The following is a 19276-nucleotide window of genomic DNA, read 5'->3' as shown; positions in this document are numbered from 1 at the left end:
TTCCAGATATACGCGCGGCCTGCACGCGGGCCAGCACGGTGAAGGAAATGATCCCAGAATCGCTTTCGCACTTTCAGAGGAGTCGCATGCGGAGTGCCATCATCGCTGCCGCCGCCGTTGTCGCGCTGGCGGGTTGTTCGTCGTACGACAGCGTGACGCAGCGCATTGCGCAGAGCATCACGCCGTATCGGATCACCGTCGTGCAAGGCAACTTCGTGTCGCAGGAGAAGGCCGCACAGTTGCAGGTCGGGATGACGCGCGAGCAGGTCCGCGCGCTGCTCGGCACGCCGCTGCTGGCGGACATGTTCCACGCGGATCGCTGGGATTACCTTTTCTACTTCAAGCGCGGCTCGACGTCGATCGTCCAGCAGCGCGACCTCGTGGTCAATTTCTCGGGCGATCGCGTGGCGAGCTGGACCGGCGCTGACAACCTGCCGTCCGAGCTCGACCTGCTGGCCGACATCGACGGCGACCGCGGCGGCAAGAAGGCGAAGGCCGCGGCCGCGGCGAAGAAGGCGTCCGAAGCCGCCGCCGCGAGCGCCGCGGAGGCGGCCGCGAGCCCGGCCACGGTGCCGGCGTCCGGCGCGGCGGTCGACCAGGATGCGAACGCCCAGGCGGCGCGCGCGGCGAACCGCGCGACCAACCAGGTGTCGGGTCAGGGTTCGGGTTCGCGCCGGTTCACGCCGGCCGCGCAGGCCTCGGGCGGCGCGCCGGTGCCGGGCGGCCAGCCGCCGGGCGCCGCGCCGGCGATCCAGCCGCAGTTCCAGTTCCATCGTCCGCCGCAGCCGAACGTGTCGAACGAGGCGTCGCCGCCGGTCGGCCCGCAAGGCTCGGACAACCTGCAGAACCAGCCGCTCACCGCACCGGCCCAGTAAGCGGCCGGCGTGCGGAAACGGGGCGGCATGCGCCGCCCGCCTTTAGACCTGTCGTGTAGAAAGCCATGAAGATTGTGATTGCCGGCGCATCGGGCCGAATGGGCCGGATGCTGATCGAAGCCGTACTCAACGACGCCGACGCGCAGCTCGTCGGCGCGCTCGACCGCGCCGGTTCGCCGTTCCTCGGCCAGGACGCCGGTGCGTTCCTCGGCAAGGACACCGGCGTCAAGCTGACCGACGACCTCGACGCCGTGTTCGCGCAGGCCGACTACCTGATCGATTTCACGCGGCCGGAAGGCACGATGGCCCACATCGAGGCCGCGCTGCGCCACGACGTGAAGCTCGTGATCGGCACGACCGGCTTCACCGCCGAGCAGAAGGCCGAATTGCAGGCCGCTGCGGCCAAGCTCGGCATCGTGTTCGCGGCGAACATGAGCGTCGGCGTGAACGTCACGCTGAAGCTGCTCGAATTCGCGGCGAAGCATTTCTCGCACGGCTACGACATCGAGATCATCGAGGCGCATCATCGCCACAAGGTCGACGCGCCGTCGGGCACCGCGCTGATGATGGGCGAGGCCGTCGCCGGCGCGCTCGGCCGCTCGCTCGACGATTGCGCGGTATACGGCCGCCACGGCGTGACGGGCGAACGCGATCCGTCGTCGATCGGCTTTGCCGCGGTGCGCGGCGGCGATATCGTCGGCGACCACACCGTGCTGTTCGCCGGGATCGGCGAGCGCATCGAGATCACGCACAAGTCGTCGAGCCGCGTGTCGTACGCGCAGGGCGCGTTGCGCGCGGTCCGGTTCCTGTCGGCGCGCGGCGCCGGCCTGTTCGACATGCAGGACGTGCTCGGCCTGCGCTGACCCCGCGAGGAAACTCCGATGGCGATTCCCACCGGCGTTGTCCACTACCTCGAAAGCGGCGATGCGATCACGCACGCCGTCTCCTATGTGCTGCTGGCGATGTCCGTCGCCAGTTGGTGCTTCCTCCTCATGAAAGCCTGGCTGCTGGTCCGCGCGAAGCGGCAGGGGCCGCGCGCGCTTGCCGCGTTCTGGCGCGCGCCGTCGCTCGACGCGGGGATCGCCGCGCTCGCCGGCGCCGATCGCGAGCGCGTATTCGTGCCGCTCGCCGAAGCCGCGCGCGACGCGGCCGGCGACCACGACCCCACCGCGCTCGCCGCGCGCGTCGAGCACGGCGAGCGCGTGCTGCGCGCGTTGCGTCATGCGATGCTGCGCTCGCAGCGGCGCCTCGAATTCGGCCAGGTGCTGCTCGCGTCGATCGGCAGCACCGCGCCGTTCGTCGGGCTGCTCGGCACCGTGTGGGGCATCTATCACGCGCTCGGCAGCATCGCCGCGAGCGGGCAGGCGCAGATCGAGAACGTCGCGGGGCCGGTCGGCGAGGCGCTGATCATGACCGCGTTCGGGCTGGTCGTCGCGATTCCCGCGGTGCTCGCGTACAACATCCTCGGCCGGCTCGTCCGGCAGCTCGCCGAGGAACTCGACGGCTTCGCGCGCGATCTGCACGTATTCGTGTGCGCCCAGGGCGCCTGACGCGCCGGCTCCGGAGGAACGATCATGGCATTCGGCGGGCTCGAGCACCACAAGACGTCCGCGCCGATGGCGGAGATCAACATGACGCCGCTGATCGACGTGATGCTCGTGCTGCTCGTCATCTTCATCATCACCGCGCCGCTGATGACGCACGCGATCCGGCTCGACCTGCCGAAGGTCGCGGCGAGCGTCGCGCGCGACACGCCGCAGTCGGTCACGCTGTCGATCGACGATGCCGGCAAGCTGTACTGGGACGACACGCCCGTCGCACTCGACGCGCTGCCCGCGCGCTTCAAGGCGGCGGCCGCGGGCGCCGCGCCGCCCGAGCTGCGGCTGCGCGCGTCGCGCGCGACGCGCTACGACGTGATCGCGCAGGTGATGGGCGCCGCGCAGGCCGCGGGCCTCACGCGGATCGGCTTCGTGACCGACGTGCCGCCGGCCGGCGCCGCCGGCGCGAAGCCCTGATCCGTCGTCGTTGCGGGCCGCCGGCCCGCGAGACCGGCCGTGCGGGCCCGCACGGGCGGTATAATCGACGTTTTTCCCGGCCCGGAACCGGTCAGCCCGTTCCTGCGCCGGGCACGCACGATTTCGATCCAATCCTGCGCGCGCGCCGTCGCGCCGCCTAAAGCCTAGCCCGAACCACACCATGCACGAGAGATACGTACCCGCCGACGTCGAAGCCGCCGCCCAGGGCGACTGGCGCGCAGCCGATGCCTACAAGACGAAGGAAGACTCGCAGAAGCCGAAGTTCTACTGCGTGTCGATGCTGCCGTACCCGTCCGGCAAGCTGCACATGGGTCACGTGCGCAACTACACGATCAACGACGTGATGTACCGCTATCTGCGGATGAACGGCTACAACACGCTGATGCCGATGGGCTGGGATGCATTCGGGATGCCGGCCGAGAACGCCGCGATGGCCAACGGCGTGCCGCCCGCGAAGTGGACCTACGACAACATCGACTACATGAAGGGCCAGATGCAGTCGATGGGTCTCGCGATCGACTGGTCGCGCGAGATCGCGACGTGCAAGCCCGACTACTACAAGTGGAACCAGTGGCTGTTCCTGAAGATGCTCGAGAAGGGCATCGCGTACAAGAAGACGGGCACCGTAAACTGGGACCCGGTCGACCAGACCGTGCTCGCGAACGAGCAGGTGATCGACGGCCGCGGCTGGCGCTCGGGCGCGCTCGTCGAGAAGCGCGAGATCCCGATGTACTACCTGCGGATCACGCAGTACGCGGATGAGCTGCTGAACGACCTCGACGGCCTCGGCTGGCCCGAGCGCGTGAAGATCATGCAGCAGAACTGGATCGGCAAGAGCTTCGGCGTGAACTTCGGCTTCCCGTACGAACTCGACGGCGAGCAGAAGCTGCTGCGCGTGTTCACGACGCGCGCCGACACGATCATGGGCGTCACGTTCTGCGCGATCGCGGCCGAGCACCCGCTCGCCGCGCGCCTCGCGCAGGACAAGCCGGAGCTGCTCGCGTTCATCGACGAATGCAAGCGCGGCGGCGTCGCCGAGGCCGACGTCGCGACGATGGAGAAGAAGGGCGTCGCGACCGGCTTCTCGGTCAAGCACCCGCTGACCGGCGAACCGGTCGAGGTGTGGATCGGCAACTACGTGCTGATGAGCTATGGCGAAGGCGCGGTAATGGGCGTGCCGGGCCACGACGAGCGCGATTTCGCGTTCGCGAAGAAATACGGTCTGCCGATCAAGCAGGTGATCGCGAGCGAAGGGCAGACGTACTCGCTCGACGCATGGCAGGAGTGGTACGGCGACAAGGACACCGCGGTCTGCGTGAACAGCGGCAAGTACGACGGCCTGCGCTACACGGAAGCGGTCGACGCGGTCGCCGCCGACCTGAAGGCCGGCGGCTTCGGCGACAAGCAGGTCACGTGGCGCCTGCGCGACTGGGGCGTGTCGCGCCAGCGCTACTGGGGCACGCCGATCCCGATCATCCACTGCCCTTCGTGCGGCGACGTGCCGGTGCCGGAGCAGGATCTGCCGGTCGTGCTGCCGGAAGACCTCGTGCCGGACGGCTCGGGCAACCCGCTCGCGAAGTCCGAAGCGTTCCTGAACTGCACGTGCCCGAAGTGCGGCGCGGCCGCGAAGCGCGAAACCGACACGATGGACACCTTCGTCGATTCGTCGTGGTACTTCTCGCGCTACACGGCGCCGGACGCCGAGACGATGGTCGACGCGCGCACCGATTACTGGATGCCGATGGATCAGTACATCGGCGGCATCGAGCACGCGATCCTGCACCTGCTGTATTCGCGCTTCTGGACCAAGGTGATGCGCGACCTCGGCCTCGTGAAGTTCGGCGAGCCGGCGAAGAACCTGCTCACGCAGGGGATGGTGCTGAACGAGACGTACTACCGCGAAGACGCAGCGGGCAAGAAGACCTGGTACAACCCGCTCGACGTGACGGTCACGCACGACGACAAGGGCCGCCCGGTCGGCGCGACGCTGAATGCGGACGGCCAGCCGGTCGTGCTCGGCGGCATCGAAAAGATGTCGAAGTCGAAGAACAACGGCGTCGATCCGCAACTGCTGATCGACCAGTACGGCGCCGACACCGCGCGCCTGTTCACGATGTTCGCGGCGCCGCCCGAGCAGCAGCTCGAGTGGTCGGGCGCGGGCGTCGAGGGCGCGAGCCGCTTCCTGCGCCGCGTGTGGAGCTTCGGCTACGGCAACCGCGAAGCGCTCGCCGCGCGCGCGGGCTTCGACGCCGCCGCGCTCGGCGACGCCGACAAGGCGCTGCGCCGCGAGATCTACGGCGTGCTGAAGCAGGCCGATTTCGACTACCAGCGCCTGCAGTACAACACGGTCGTGTCGGCCGCGATGAAGATGCTGAACGCGATCGACGGCGCGAAGGGCGCGACGCCCGCCGTGCTGCGCGAGACGTACGGTGTGCTGCTGCGCGTGCTGTACCCGGTCGTGCCGCACGTCACGTTCGAGCTGTGGAAGGCGCTCGGCTACGCGGACGAATTCGGCCCGCTGCTCGATGCGCCGTGGCCGAAGGTCGACGAGGCCGCGCTCGAGCAGGCCGAGATCGAACTCGTGCTGCAGGTGAACGGCAAGGTGCGCGGTGCGCTGAAGGTCGCGAAGGACGCGAGCCGCGACGCGATCGAAGCGGCGGCGGTGGCCGACGAGGCATTCGCGAAATTCAGCGACGGCAAGCCGGCGAAGAAGATCGTCGTCGTGCCGGGCCGCCTCGTGAACATCGTCGTCTGACGGCCGCCGGCCGTCGGACGTACCCAGAAGGAGCGAAGGTGATCCGCAGATCGTTTTTGATGCTCGTCGGCAGCACGGTCGTGCTGTCGGCATGCGGCTTCCAGTTGCGCGGCCAGCAGGACTACGCGTTCAAGCACCTGTTCGTGGCCGGTGCGCCGGCGCCCGTCGAGGCGCGGCTCACGCGCCTCGTCCAGGCCGGCAGCGACACGAAGATCGTCAAGTCGGCGGACGATGCCGACGCCGTGCTGCGCATGTGGGAGTCGCGTGGCCAGAACACGCTGACGCTCAACAAGTACGGCTCCGCGCAGGAATACGCGCTGTTCTACACGCTGAACTACACGCTGACGAGCAAGGACGGCACCGTGCTGATCCCGCCGAGCGCGATCGCGCTGAACCGCGCGATGACGTACAGCGACCAGTACACGAACGCGAAGGCGCAGGAAGCCGACATCCTGTACGGCGACATGCAGAACGACGCGGTCGATCAGTTGATGCGGCGTCTCGCGATCGTCCACTCGCTGACGCCGGCGCCGGAGGACGTGGTGCCGGGCGTGGCGCCGCGCGCGCCGCTGCCGCCGCCGCCGCTCTGATCGCGGGCGCACGCAGCGATGCAATTGCGACTTGATGCGCTGGAGCCGCACCTCGCGAAGGGGTTGGCCGGGCTCTATACCGTCTACGGCGACGAGCCGCTGCTCGCGCAGGAGGCGTGCGACCGCATTCGTGCGGCCGCGCGCGCGGCCGGCTTCACCGAGCGTTCGGTGCATACGGTCGAGCGCGGCTTCGACTGGAGCGTGCTGCTCGGCGCGACGCAGGCGATGTCGCTGTTCGGCGAGCGCCAGCTGATCGAGCTGCGCATTCCGTCGGGCAAGCCCGGCAAGGAAGGCGCCGATGCGCTGAAGACGCTCGCGGCCACGCCCAATCCGGACGCGCTGATGCTCGTCACGTTGCCGCGCCTCGACGCGGCCACGCAGAAATCCGCGTGGTTTACCGCGCTGCAGAACGGCGGTGTCGCGCTGAAGATCGATCCGGTCGACCGTGCGCAGTTGCCGAACTGGATCGGCCAGCGACTCGCGATGCAGGGCCAGCGCGCCGCGCCGGGCGACGACGGGCGCCGCGCGCTGCAGTTCATCGCGGAGCGCGTCGAGGGCAACCTGCTCGCCGCGCACCAGGAAATCCAGAAACTCGGGCTGCTGTATCCGCAGGGCGCGCTGTCGTTCGAACAGGTGCACGACGCGGTGCTGAACGTCGCGCGTTACGACGTGTTCAAGCTGAACGAAGCGATGCTCGCCGGCGACGCCGCGCGGCTCGCGCGGATGATCGACGGGCTGAAGGGCGAGGGCGAGGCGATCGTGCTCGTGATGTGGGCCGTCGTCGAGGAATTGCGCACGCTGCTGCGGATCAAGCGCGGCACGACGGCCGGCAAGCCGCTCGCGACGCTGCTGCGCGAGAACCGCGTGTGGGGGCCGCGCGAGCGGTTGATCGCGCCCGCGCTGAACCGCGTGTCGGAAGCGGTGCTCGAAAAGGCGCTTGCGTTCGCCGCGAAGCTCGACCGGCAGGTCAAGGGACTCACGGCCGTCGCGCCGGGCCGCCGCACGCAGGACGAACCACCGCCCGACCCGTGGGACGGGCTGTTCCAGCTCGCGATGACGGTCGCGGGCGCCCGCGGCGAGCGACCGCCGACCGCGGGTCGCGTGCGACGCTAAGTCCCTTCCGGGCCTTCAGCGCGCGCTGCGCAACCCGCTTACAATGCTTCGATGGCAGGCAGCGGCCTGTCGGCCGCCGCCCTGCACGGATGGCTGTCCCGCGGACCGTCGCGCCCGGAGGGTCGTCCCCCGGATGGCCGGCCCCCGGATGGCCGGCCCCGGATGGCCTGCCCCTGCTTCCCCACGAATTCATGCCGCTCCGCGCGGCTCGCTTCTCGAGTCACACGATGGATATCGATCAGTACATGACCGACCTGGGCCGTCGCGCCCGGCACGCTTCCCGCGCGATGGCGCGCGCCAGCACGGCCGCGAAGAACGCGGCGCTCGACGCCGTGGCCCGCGCGATCGAACGCGACGCGCAGGCGCTGAAGGAGGCGAATGCGCGCGACGTCGCCCGCGCCCGCGAAAAGGGGCTCGATGCCGCGTTCGTCGACCGCCTGACGCTGTCGGACAAGGCGTTGAAGACGATGGTCGAAGGGCTGCGCCAGGTCGCGTCGCTCGCCGATCCGATCGGCGAGATCGGCAACCTCAAGTTCCGCCCGAGCGGGATCCAGGTCGGCCAGATGCGCGTGCCGCTCGGCGTGATCGGCATCATCTACGAGTCGCGCCCGAACGTGACGATCGACGCGGCCGCGCTGTGCCTGAAGTCGGGCAACGCGACGATCCTGCGCGGCGGCTCGGAAGCGCTCGAGTCGAACGCGGCGCTCGCGAAGCTGATCGGCGAAGGGCTCGAGGCGGCCGGGCTGCCGCAGGACGCGGTGCAGGTCGTCGCGACGGCCGATCGCGCGGCGGTCGGCAAGCTGATCACGATGACCGAATACGTCGACGTGATCGTGCCGCGCGGCGGCAAGAGCCTGATCGAACGGCTGATCAACGAGGCGCGCGTGCCGATGATCAAGCACCTCGACGGCATCTGCCACGTGTATGTCGACGACCGTGCCGATCTCGCGAAGGCGCTGACCGTCTGCGACAACGCGAAGACGCACCGCTACGGCACCTGCAACACGATGGAAACGCTGCTCGTGTCGAGCGGCATCGCGGCGACGCTGCTGCCGCCGCTCGGCAAGCTGTATCGCGACAAGCAGGTCGAACTGCGCGTCGACGCGGCCGCGCGCGCGGTGCTCGCCGATGCGGGCGTCGGCCCGCTCGTCGACGCGACGGAAGAAGACTGGCACACCGAGTATCTCGCGCCGGTGCTCGCGATCAAGGTCGTCGACGGGCTCGACGCCGCGATCGAGCACATCAACCACTACGGCTCGCATCACACCGATGCGATCGTCACCGAGGATCACGACCGCGCGATGCGGTTCCTGCGCGAAGTCGATTCGGCGAGCGTGATGGTCAACGCGTCGACGCGCTTCGCGGACGGTTTCGAATTCGGCCTCGGCGCGGAAATCGGCATCTCGAACGACAAGCTGCACGCACGCGGCCCCGTCGGCCTGGAAGGGCTGACGTCGCTGAAATACGTGGTGCTCGGGCACGGCGAAGGCCGTCAGTAAGTCAACAACGAGGCGCATCACCAATGGCAATGCTCTGGGTCAAGACGTTCCATATCGTTCTGATCGCCGCGTGGTTCGCGGGGCTCTTCTATCTGCCGCGCATCTACGTGAACCTGGCCATGGAGACCGATCCGGCCGCGGTGCGGCGCCTGCTCTTGATGGCGCGCAAGCTGTTCCGCTTCATGACGATGATCGCGGTGCCGGCGCTGGCCTGCGGGCTGTGGCTCTGGCTCGCGATCGGCATCGGGCAGGGGCAGGGCTGGATCCATGCGAAGGTGACGGTGGTGCTGCTGCTCGTGATCTACCACGCGTATTGCGGGCACCTGCTGCGGGTGTTCGAGCGCGGCGAGAACCGCCGCACCGACAAGTGGTATCGCGTGTTCAACGAACTGCCGGTGCTCGGCATGCTCGCCGCGGTCGCGCTGGTGGTGATCAAGCCGTTCTGAGCGGCGCGGCCGGCGGTGACGTCGCCGCCGAATCATGCGCAACGGCGCCCCTCGGGGCGCCGTTGTTCGTTGACGGGCGGTTCCGTGCGTCGCCGGCTCAATCCTTCGCGTCGTCGATCCGGCGCCGCGTGATCGCTTCCTTCGCGCGGCCGACGCGCTCCATCAGCGCCGGCCCGCGCGACAGCGCGACCCCGACCGCGAGAATGTCGCCGATCGCGAGATGCGACATCCGCGACGTCATCGGCGAGAACACGTCCGTTTCCTCGGCGACGTTCGACGCGAGGCTGACCGTTGCGAGTTTCGCGAGCGGCGAGTGGCTCTGCGTGATCGCGACGACTTTCGCGCCGCACGCGAGCGCGGAGCGCGCGGCGTCGACGATGTCGCGCGTGCGGCCGGTATTCGAGATCGCGACGACGACGTCGTGCGGCCCGAGCAACGCCGACGACATCGAGAACGTGTGCGGATCCGAATACGCGACGCTCGGCACGCCGAGCCGGAAAAACTTGTGCTGGATGTCCTGCGCGGCAATGCCCGAGCCGCCGGCGCCGTAGAACTCGATGCGCGACGCGTTCGACAGCAGCGCGATCGCGTCGGCGACGCTGCCGGCCGACAGGCTGTTGCGCACTTCGATCAGCGCGCCGATCGTGCGGTCGAACACCTTGCCGATGATGCCGGGCGCCGGTTCGTCGGGCTCGACGTCGCGGTACACCGACGACACGCCCGGCGCCACGCTCTGCGCGAGCCGGATCTTGAATTCGCGAAAGCCGCTGCAGCCGAGCGCTTGGCAGAAGCGCGCGATCGTCGGCTGGCTGACGCCCGCACGAGTCGACAGCTCGGTCATCGCGAGGTCGAGCACCTCGCGCGGCGCGGCGAGAATGTAGTCGGCGAGCTTGCGCTCGGACGGGCGCAACTCGGCGCGGATCGCTTCAATGCGGGGCAGCATGGGACGGCATCGGGAAATCGGGTTCGGATGAGCGAGTGTATCGCAATCGAATTGTAGAAAATCTACATGAAAATACTAGCCCTGCCACGACGATTTCGGTGCGGGATCGGTAAGCGGGATTAGGGTTTTCACTGATTAAACCCTTGCTGGTGGCGGGAATAACGGTTGCGTGCGAATCGATCGGCATTGCGTGCTTGTAGTTTTTCTACTAGACTGCCTTCGTTCGATCGACGAAGCTCGACCGTCCCCACGATTCCAACCGCCGGTGTCGGCCGGCATACAGGAGCGCCCAGCATGACGTCGCTGCACCCCACTCTGGCGAAGGTCACCGAACGCGTGATCGCCCGCAGCCAATCGACCCGTTCCGCCTATCTGCAGCGCATCGACGGCGCGCAAGGCAAGTTCCCGGCGCGCGGCGCGCTGTCGTGCGCGAACCTCGCGCATGGCTTCGCGGGCCTCGAGGGCAACGACAAGTTCGCGATCAAGGCGATCCGCGAGCCGAACATCGGCATCGTGTCCTCGTACAACGAGATGCTGTCCGCGCATGCGCCGTACAAGGATTTCCCCGAGATCATCAAGGCGGCCGCGCGCGAAAACGGCGGGGTCGCGCAGTTCGCCGGCGGCGTGCCGGCGATGTGCGACGGCGTCACGCAGGGCAACCCGGGGATGGAGCTGTCGCTGTTCTCGCGCGAGGCGATCGCGATGGGCACGGCGATCGCGCTCACGCACAACATGTTCGATGCGGCGCTCTGCCTCGGCATCTGCGACAAGATCGTGCCGGGCCTGCTGATCGGCGCGCTGCAGTTCGGCCATCTGCCGACGATCTTCGTGCCGGCCGGCCCGATGACGAGCGGCCTGTCGAACGACGACAAGGCGAAGATCCGCCAGCAGTTCGCGACCGGCCAGGTCGGCCGCGACGCGCTGCTCGAAGCCGAATCGGCCGCGTATCACGGCCACGGCACCTGCACGTTCTACGGCACCGCGAACAGCAACCAGATGCTGATGGAGCTGATGGGGCTGCACCTGCCGGGCTCGGCCTTCGTTCACCCGCATACGCCGCTGCGCACCGCGCTGACGGCCGAGGCCGCGCGCCGCGTGCTCGACCTGACCGTCGAGCGCGGCCACTACACGCCGATCGGCCACGTGATCGACGAAAAGGCGATCGTCAACGGAATCGTCGCGCTGCTCGCGACGGGCGGCTCGACCAACCACACGCTGCACCTCGTCGCGATCGCGCGCGCGGCCGGCATCCTGATCGACTGGAACGACTTCGACGAGCTGTCGGCCGTCGTGCCGCTGCTCGCGAAGATCTACCCGAACGGCAAGGCCGACGTGAACCACTTCCATGCGGCGGGCGGCGTCGCGTTCCTGGTACGCAACCTGCTCGAAGGCGGGCTGCTGCACGAAGACGTGACGACGGTCGCGGGCAAGGGCCTGTCGCACTACACGAAGGAGCCGAAGCTGATCGACGGCAAGCTCACGTGGGTCGACGGCGCGGCCGAGAGCCACGACACGAAGGTGCTGCGCGGCATTCGCGACCCGTTCCAGCCGGACGGCGGCCTGCGCCTGATGCAGGGCCGGCTCGGCCGCGGCGTGATCAAGATCTCGGCGGTCGCGCCGGAGCACCGCAAGGTGACGGCGCCCGCGATCGTGTTCGACTCGCAGGAGGCCGTGCAGGAAGCGTTCGATCGCGGCGAACTGAAGCGCGATTTCGTCGCGGTGGTGCGCTTCCAGGGCGCGCGCGCGAACGGGATGCCCGAGCTGCACCGTTTGACGCCGCTGCTCGGCGTGCTGCAGGATCAGGGCTTCCATGTCGCACTGGTGACCGACGGCCGCATGTCGGGCGCGTCGGGCAAGGTGCCGGCGGTGATCCACGTGTCGCCGGAAGCGCTGCTGGCCGGCCCGATCGGCAAGGTGAAGACGGGCGATACGCTCGTGATCGACGCGGAAGCCGGCGTGCTCGACATCGAGGTCGACGAAGCGGAATGGCAAGCGCGCCCGGTCGCGCAGCCGCAGCACCAGGCCGAGAACGAGGTCGGGTTCGGGCGCGAACTGTTCGGCGTGTTCCGCGCGGCGGCCGCGCCGGCCGAGCAGGGCGCATCGGTTTTCGGGGCGCTGGTCGGCGAAACGGCCGTCAGCGTCGCCGCATGAATTTCAAGGAGCCAATTCAATGAAGACGATTGCTGAAATCGTGAAGCTGGGCCCGGTCATTCCGGTGCTCGCATTCGACTCGGTCGAGCAGGGCGAACACGTGTCGCGGGCATTGCACGCGGGCGGCGTGAAGGTGCTCGAGATCACGCTGCGCACGCCGGCGGGCCTTGAGGCGATCCAGCGCGCGAGCCAGCTCGCGGACGACATCGTCGTCGGCGTCGGCACGATCACGAAACCCGAGCATTGCGCGCAGGCCAAGCGCGCGGGCGCGACATTCGGCGTGTCGCCGGGCCTGACGAAGGAACTGCATCTCGCGTCGCTCGACGCCGGTCTGCCGCTGCTGCCGGGCGTGATGACGCCGAGCGACATCATCCAGGCGCTCGAACTCGGCTACGAGATCGTGAAGTTCTTCCCCGCGCAGCAGGCGGGCGGCGTGCCGATGCTGCAGGCGTTCCACGGTCCGTTCCCGGCGCTGAAGTTCTGCCCGACCGGCGGCATCACGGTCGACACCGCGCCGAACTTCCTGAAATTGCCGAACGTCGTGTGCGTCGGCGGCTCGTGGCTCACGCCGAAGGCCGCACTCGCCGCGCAGGACTGGGCGGAAGTCACGCGTCTCGCGCAAGCGGCGAGCCAGCTTCCCCGCTAAGACTTGTACCGGATGACCGTTCAACCCTCGGAGACGAGCGCTTAGTGCTTGTTTTACCGAGGGTTTTTGCTGATGGAACCGGTTCTATCCGCGGATCGCAAAGATAAGTAAAATTCAGCGTCCTGACGGGGGGGTACCCCCGTGTTTCGGAGACCTGCATAGCCGGGCATACTCGCAACGACTCGCCCGGTTCGAACAATTCTAGGAGGAGTGCCACATGGGGGCCGTCCAAGGCAGCATGCTGCTCGTATTCACGCTGATCGCGATTGCCGCGCTGATCCTGATGATCGCGCGCTACAAGATCTACCCGTTCCTGGTGCTGATCATCGTTTCGCTCGGCCTCGGCCTCGTCGTCGGCATGCCGATGGACAAGATCGTCAAGTCGTTCGAAACGGGCACCGGCGGCACGCTCGGTCACATTGCGATCGTCGTCGGCCTCGGCACGATGCTCGGCAAGATGATGGCCGAATCGGGCGGCGCCGAACGGATCGCGACCACGCTGATCGACTGGTTCGGTGAAAAGAACATCCACTGGGCGATGATGTTCGTCGCGATCATCGTCGGCCTGCCGGTGTTCTTCGAAGTCGGCTTCGTGCTGCTGATCCCGATCGCGTTCAACGTCGCGAAGCGCACCGGCAAGTCGCTGCTCGTCGTCGGCCTGCCGATGGTGGCCGGCCTGTCGGTCGTGCACGGGCTGATCCCGCCGCACCCGGCCGCGCTGCTGGCCGTCCAGCAATACGGCGCCGATATCGGCAAGACGATCGCATTCGGCCTGGTCGTCGGCGTGCCGACCGCGATCATCGCGGGTCCGCTGTTCGCGCTGACGATCTCGAAGTTCGTGAAGTTGCCGGACAACAACCCGCTCGCATCGCAATTCGTCGATTCGAACGCGGATGGCCGCAAGCGCGAACTGCCGAGCTTCGGCATCACGCTGTTCACGATCCTGTTGCCCGTCGTGCTGATGCTCGTCGGCAGCTGGGCCGACCTGGTGTTCGCGCCGAAGTCGCTGCCGAACAACCTGCTGCGCTTTGCCGGCAACTCGGACGTCGCGCTGCTGATCGCCGTGCTCGTGAGCTTCTTCACGTTCGGCAAGCTGCAGGGCTTCAACCGCGATCAGATCCAGAAGTTCTGCGGCGAGTGCCTGGCGCCGATCGCCGGCATCACGCTGATCGTCGGCGCGGGCGGCGGCTTCGGCGGCGTCCTGCGCGACAGCGGGATCTCGCAGCAGATCGTCGAGACCGCGAAGCACGCGCACCTGTCGCCGCTGTTGCTCGGCTGGTTCGTCGCGGCGCTGATGCGTCTCGCGACGGGTTCGGCGACGGTCGCGATGACGACGGCCTGCGGCATCGTCGCGCCGATCGCGGCGGCGGCCGGCACGACGGTCAGCCCGGAGCTGCTGGTGCTCGCGACCGGCTCGGGCTCGCTGATCTTCTCGCACGTGAACGACGGCGGTTTCTGGCTGATCAAGGAATACTTCGGGATGACGGTCGGTCAGACGTTCAAGACCTGGTCGCTGCTTGAAACCATCATCTCGGTGCTCGGTCTCAGCTTCACGTTGCTGCTGAGCATGGTTCTGTAACAAGGGGTAGTCAATGATTCTGATCGCAATGGGCGTGTCGGGCGCGGGCAAGTCGCTGATCGGCGAAATGCTGGCGGAACGCCTGTCGTGCAGCTATACCGATGGCGACGCGTTTCACAGCGCGGCGAACAAGGAAAAGATGCACCACGGTATTCCGCTGACCGATGAAGACCGCTGGCCGTGGCTGCGCACGATTCGCGCGGCCATCGAGGACAAGCAGCGCGCCGGCGAGACGGCCGTGTTCACGTGCTCGTCGCTGAAGCGCTCGTACCGCGACGTGCTGCGCGGCGCCGATACCGACGTGCGGTTCGTGTATCTGAAGGGCTCGTTCGAGGTGTTGCAGGAGCGCCTGAAGAGCCGCACCGGCCATTTCTTCGATCCGTCGCTGCTGAAAAGCCAGCTCGATACGCTCGAGGAGCCGGGCCCGGACGAAGCGATCGAGGTCAGCATCGAGCTGACGCCCGAGCAGATCGTCGATCAGGTCATGCTGAAGATCGGTCTGCCGCACCCGCACTGAGCGTGGTTCGCGGCCGTCGTCATGAAAAAGGCGCCTTCGGGCGCCTTTTTCGTTGGCGGCGCGTACGCCGGTCAGGCGGTGCGCGCGCGTTGCGCGATGCCGTCGAGCAGCACGTCGAGCATCGTGTCGTGCACGACGGCCGGATCGAGCTGCGCATAGAGCGGGGCGGCCGATTTGACGAGCGGATGCCCGGCGTCGGGCAGCGCCTGCATTTCCGCGAGCTCGACGTCGTTCGCGGGCCGTGTGAGCCCGCCCGCTTCGGCGGCGGCGAGGCCGATCACGCTCGCGTACCAGCCGACGCATACCGACGGCAGCGCCGCGCGCGGGATACCGGCGTCGGTCAGCGCGCGATGCACGGCCTCGATGTGCGCGAGATCGGCCGGCCCCGTGCTCATGTGCCGCTGCAGCAGCGCGAACGCGGCCGGGTAGCGCAGCGCGAGCGCGCGGTACTGGCGCGCGAGGTCGCGCAGCCGTTCGCGCCACGGCTGCGACGGATCGACCGGCACGAGCGAGCGCGACAGCGCATTCGCGATCGCGCGGCTCAGGCCCTCCTTCGACTTGAAGTGATACAGCACGCTCATCGGATCGCAGCCGACCGATTGCGCGAGCTTGCGCACGCTGAACGCGGCTTCGCCCACGTCTTCGAGCAGTGCGAGCGCGGCCGCGACGATCGCGTCCTTGTCGAGGCCGCGCGGGCCTTGGGCGGGTTTGTCTTTCATCGAGACGGGCTGGCCGGCCGGCATCGCGCCGGCTGTAAACTTGACGAAAGCTTATTCTACACTGTAGAATTATTTCTGCGGTGTAGAAATTGGGTGTCCCGGCACCTTTCAATACGTGCGTTCGCACAGTCCGGGATCCAGGCGGCACGAGCGTGTCCGCCGTCAACACGGGCCCTCGCGCCTCTTTTCTCGTTGACACCCAAGTGGAACCGGCTGCCCCACCCGCGAAGCCAGAAGGCTCTTCGACAGGCGGCCCAAGACCATGCAAGTGCAATCATGACGTCCGATAACAAACCCCTGATCCAGGGCGAAGCGCGTTTCGAGCAAACGCAACTGACCATCGAAAAAGACAACTGGAACTGGTGCGATCCGGCCCGCTACGACGGCGAGCGTCCGGCCAACTGGTACGAAGCGTCGCTGTCGCGCCATGAAAACAGCGCGCCGCTCGCGCACGACGCCGTGTGCGACGTGCTCGTGATCGGCGCGGGCCTGCTCGGCGCATCGGCCGCGCTGCACCTCGCGCAAGCGGGCGTCGACACGATCCTCGTCGACAAGCATCACGTCGGCTCGGCCGCGTCGGGCCGCAACGGCGGCCAACTGACGCCCGGCCTCGCGCGCTGGGAAGCCGCCGACATGATCGATCACCTGTCGCACGACGATGCGAAGCGGCTGTGGCGCTTCGCATCCGCCGAGTCGATGGACCTGATCGACGAGATCGGCGCGCGTTACGCGCTCGATCTCGACCGCAAGCGCGGCCACGTCACGGCGGCGGTTCACCCCGGCCACATGAGCGCGCTGCTCGACGGCGCGGATGCGCGCCGCCATCTCGGCGATGCGGGCGTGACGCTCGTCGGCCGCCATCAACTGCACGACGAATACGTGCGCGCCGGGCTGTACCACGGCGCGGCGATCGATGCGATCGGCGGCCAGATTCACCCGCTCGCGCTGGTGCGCGGCATGGTGCACGGCTTCCGGCTGAACGGCGGCGCGCTGTTCGAAGGCACCGAGGTGCGCGAACTCGACGAGACGCCCGCGGGCATCGTCGCCACGACGCCGGGCGGCACGATCACCGCGCGCCGCGGCGTCGTGCTCGCGCTGCACAACACGACGTTCCGGCTGCTCGACGACGGCGCGGCGACCACGGTGCCGTTCTTCACGTACGTGAGCGTGACGGCGCCGCTCGACGTCGACGTCGCGACGCTGATGCCGGCCGGCATGCCGGTGTACGACACGCAGTTCCAGATCGACTACTACCGGCCGGTGCGCGGCAACCGCCTGCTGTTCGGCGGGCAGGGCACCGGCAGTTGCTGGGCGCAGCCCGACGTCAACGCGTATCTGCTGACGCGGCTGAACACGGTGTTTCCGCAGGCCGACGGCCGCTTCGCGCTCGACTTCTGCTGGAGCGGCGTCAGCGATTTCACGCTGAACGGCGCCACCGACAGCCGCAAGACCGACGGCCGCGTGCCGATGTACATGGTGCAGGGCTGGAGCGGGCACGGCGTCGCGCAGACGGTGCGGATCGGCAAGGCGATCTGCGACGATTTCGTCGGCCGCAACGACGATTTCTCGATGCTCACGGGCATCGACCACCGCACGATTCCGCTCGGCCGGCAGTTGTCGCCGATCGCGATTCCCGCCGCGAAGGCCGCGATGAGCGTGATGAGCGCACTCAACCCGGGCCGGATGATTTCGTTCTGATCTGCGTCCCGCGCGCGAGCGCCCATGAAAAAAACCGATGCGATCGCTCGCATCGGTTTTTTTTGTCGGGCGACGGCAGTGCTTACGCGATCCGCTTCGCGAGTTCGACGGCCTTGCCGATGTACGACGCCGGCGTCATCGCGAGCAGGCGATCCTTCGCGTCCTGCGGGATCGCGAGCGTGCCGACGAATTCCTGCAGCGCTTCGCGCGTGATGCCCTTGCCGCGCGTCAGTTCCTTCAACTGCTCGTACGGGTTCTCGATGCCGTAGCGGCGCATCACCGTCTGCACCGGCTCGGCGAGCACTTCCCAGCAGTTGTCGAGATCTTCGTTCAGGCGCTGCGGGTTCACCTCGAGCTTGTCGAGGCCGCGGATCAGCGAATCGTACGCGAGCAGCGAATAGCCGAGCGCGACGCCCATGTTGCGCAGCACCGTCGAGTCGGTCAGGTCGCGCTGCCAGCGCGACACCGGCAGCTTGTCGGCGAGGTGGCGCAGCGTCGCGTTCGCGAGGCCGAGGTTGCCTTCCGAGTTCTCGAAGTCGATCGGGTTGACCTTGTGCGGCATCGTCGACGAGCCGATCTCGCCGGCCTTCGTCTTCTGCTTGAAGTAGCCGACCGAGATGTAGCCCCACACGTCGCGATCGAGGTCGAGCAGGATCGTGTTCGCGCGCGCGACCGCGTCGAACAGTTCGGCCATGTAGTCGTGCGGCTCGATCTGGATCGTGTACGGGTTGAACGTGAGCTTCAGGCGGTTTTCGATCACGTCGCGCGAGAACGCTTCCCAGTCGAATTCCGGATACGCGGACAGGTGCGCGTTGAAGTTGCCGACCGCGCCGTTCATCTTGCCGAGGATCTCGACCTTCTCGATGCGCGCGATCGCGCGGGCGAGGCGCGCGGCGACGTTCGCGAGTTCCTTGCCGAGCGTCGTCGGGCTGGCCGGCTGGCCGTGCGTGCGCGACAGCATCGGCTGTTCGGCGTGCGCGTGCGCGAGTGCGACGAGGCGCTGATGGACCGTGCGCAGCGCCGGCAGGATCACGTGCTCGCGTGCGCCGGCGAGCATCATCCCGTGCGACGTGTTGTTGATGTCCTCGGACGTGCACGCGAAGTGGATGAATTCGCTCGCCTTCTCGAGTTCGGCCTGGCCCTTCACCGATTCCTTCAGCCAGTATTCGACGGCCTTCACGTCGTGGTTCGTCACGCGCTCGATTTCCTTGATGCGCGCGGCGTCGTGCGCGGTGAAGCGCTCGGCGAGCTGCAGCAGGAACTGCTCGGACGCTTCCGAGAAGCGCGGGACTTCCGCGAAGCCGGCGCGCGACAGCGCGATCAGCCAGTGCACCTCGACGGTGACGCGGTGGCGCATGAAGGCGGCTTCGGAGAGCCAGTCGCGCAGCGCTTCGGTCTTGCTGGCGTAGCGGCCGTCGATGGGCGAGAGCGCGGTGAGGGCGAAAAGCGTATCGGGACGAGTGTCGGACATGATCGGGCGGGGCCTTGGGGCCGGGTCGAGCGAGGGGAGGGAATCCGGCATTTTACCATCGGCGCGGGACGATCCCGGCCGAACCGGTCCGGGCGCGGGCGCCACGGGCCGGCAAGGCTCGGGCAGCGCGCGAACGGCCTGCCGGCCGGCGCCCGCGCCGGCTCGTCGGGCCGCCAGGCAAGCCGCCGGCCGGGCCTGCCCGCCGGTAGAATGCAGGCTTCTTCCCGACCGCCGCCCG

17 protein-coding genes are annotated in these 19276 nt (G+C 68.0%); 14 read left to right on the top strand and 3 right to left on the bottom strand.

The genetic code is table 11. The annotated features are described in order from the left end of the window. Nucleotides 1-86 precede the first annotated feature (86 nt). From WS96_RS09980 to WS96_RS09940, 9 genes are all read left to right on the top strand, one after another. The gene (locus tag WS96_RS09980) at nt 87-875 is read left to right on the top strand and encodes an outer membrane protein assembly factor BamE (protein ID WP_059832279.1); all 789 of its coding nucleotides are present in this window, start codon (nt 87-89) and stop codon (nt 873-875) included. 65 nt (nt 876-940) lie between these two features. Continuing rightward, nucleotides 941-1738, top strand: coding sequence for a 4-hydroxy-tetrahydrodipicolinate reductase (gene dapB / locus WS96_RS09975; protein ID WP_059832278.1), 798 nt, complete (start codon nt 941-943; stop codon nt 1736-1738). An 18-nt stretch (nt 1739-1756) separates the two neighbouring features. Continuing rightward, a complete protein-coding gene (locus WS96_RS09970; RefSeq protein ID WP_034206398.1) occupies nt 1757-2425 on the top strand; it encodes a MotA/TolQ/ExbB proton channel family protein in 669 nt (222 codons plus the stop codon). A gap of 24 nt (nt 2426-2449) precedes the next feature. Next, nucleotides 2450-2890 carry an ExbD/TolR family protein gene (locus tag WS96_RS09965; RefSeq protein ID WP_034206399.1) on the top strand — a complete coding sequence of 147 codons (441 nt, stop codon included), beginning with the start codon at nt 2450-2452 and terminating at the stop codon, nt 2888-2890. A 181-nt stretch (nt 2891-3071) separates the two neighbouring features. Next, nucleotides 3072-5666 carry a leucine--tRNA ligase gene (leuS, locus tag WS96_RS09960; protein WP_059832276.1) on the top strand — a complete coding sequence of 865 codons (2595 nt, stop codon included), beginning with the start codon at nt 3072-3074 and terminating at the stop codon, nt 5664-5666. Nucleotides 5667-5704: 38 nt separating this feature from the next. Next, nucleotides 5705-6256, top strand: coding sequence for an LPS-assembly lipoprotein LptE (locus WS96_RS09955; RefSeq protein WP_006476923.1), 552 nt, complete (start codon nt 5705-5707; stop codon nt 6254-6256). 18 nt (nt 6257-6274) lie between these two features. Further along, the gene (gene holA / locus WS96_RS09950; protein WP_059791857.1) at nt 6275-7369 is read left to right on the top strand and encodes a DNA polymerase III subunit delta; all 1095 of its coding nucleotides are present in this window, start codon (nt 6275-6277) and stop codon (nt 7367-7369) included. Between the two features lie 227 nt (nt 7370-7596). Further along, nucleotides 7597-8868: a glutamate-5-semialdehyde dehydrogenase gene (locus WS96_RS09945; RefSeq protein ID WP_059832274.1), complete on the top strand. Its 1272-nt coding sequence runs from the start codon at nt 7597-7599 to the stop codon at nt 8866-8868. Between the two features lie 23 nt (nt 8869-8891). After that, entirely contained in the window at nt 8892-9314 is a 423-nt protein-coding gene (locus WS96_RS09940) for a CopD family protein (RefSeq protein ID WP_095211718.1), read from the top strand. A 97-nt stretch (nt 9315-9411) separates the two neighbouring features. On the opposite strand, the gene WS96_RS09935 is transcribed toward WS96_RS09940, so the two are convergent. After that, the gene (locus WS96_RS09935; protein WP_034206404.1) at nt 9412-10257 is read right to left on the bottom strand and encodes a MurR/RpiR family transcriptional regulator; all 846 of its coding nucleotides are present in this window, start codon (nt 10255-10257) and stop codon (nt 9412-9414) included. Nucleotides 10258-10551: 294 nt separating this feature from the next. On the opposite strand from WS96_RS09935, the gene edd reads away from it, so the two are divergent. From edd to WS96_RS09915, 4 genes are all read left to right on the top strand, one after another. After that, complete coding sequence (edd, locus tag WS96_RS09930; RefSeq protein ID WP_059832272.1) at nt 10552-12408, top strand: phosphogluconate dehydratase; 1857 nt, start codon at nt 10552-10554, stop codon at nt 12406-12408. A 19-nt stretch (nt 12409-12427) separates the two neighbouring features. Next, nucleotides 12428-13054, top strand: coding sequence for a bifunctional 4-hydroxy-2-oxoglutarate aldolase/2-dehydro-3-deoxy-phosphogluconate aldolase (gene eda / locus WS96_RS09925; RefSeq protein WP_059832270.1), 627 nt, complete (start codon nt 12428-12430; stop codon nt 13052-13054). Nucleotides 13055-13271: 217 nt separating this feature from the next. Then, entirely contained in the window at nt 13272-14633 is a 1362-nt protein-coding gene (locus WS96_RS09920) for a GntP family permease (RefSeq protein ID WP_059779191.1), read from the top strand. Between the two features lie 13 nt (nt 14634-14646). Then, nucleotides 14647-15150 (top strand): gluconokinase, encoded by a 504-nt coding sequence (locus WS96_RS09915; protein WP_059832268.1) that lies wholly within the window; start codon nt 14647-14649, stop codon nt 15148-15150. Between the two features lie 71 nt (nt 15151-15221). Here WS96_RS09915 and WS96_RS09910 read toward each other — a convergent pair whose 3' ends face one another. After that, nucleotides 15222-15869 (bottom strand): TetR/AcrR family transcriptional regulator, encoded by a 648-nt coding sequence (locus tag WS96_RS09910; RefSeq protein WP_059832378.1) that lies wholly within the window; start codon nt 15867-15869, stop codon nt 15222-15224. A gap of 276 nt (nt 15870-16145) precedes the next feature. On the opposite strand from WS96_RS09910, the gene WS96_RS09905 reads away from it, so the two are divergent. Next, a complete protein-coding gene (locus tag WS96_RS09905; RefSeq protein ID WP_059832267.1) occupies nt 16146-17567 on the top strand; it encodes an NAD(P)/FAD-dependent oxidoreductase in 1422 nt (473 codons plus the stop codon). A gap of 82 nt (nt 17568-17649) precedes the next feature. Here the strand turns inward: WS96_RS09905 and purB are convergent, their stop codons facing one another. Then, nucleotides 17650-19038, bottom strand: coding sequence for an adenylosuccinate lyase (gene purB / locus WS96_RS09900; protein WP_059500983.1), 1389 nt, complete (start codon nt 19036-19038; stop codon nt 17650-17652). Between the last annotated feature and the right edge of the window lie 238 nt (nt 19039-19276).

The organism is Burkholderia sp. MSMB1835 (genome assembly GCF_001526365.1).
GTDB lineage: Bacteria > Pseudomonadota > Gammaproteobacteria > Burkholderiales > Burkholderiaceae > Burkholderia.
Note: the sequence above shows the minus strand (reverse complement) of the source record. Positions and strands in the feature narration are given on the sequence as shown.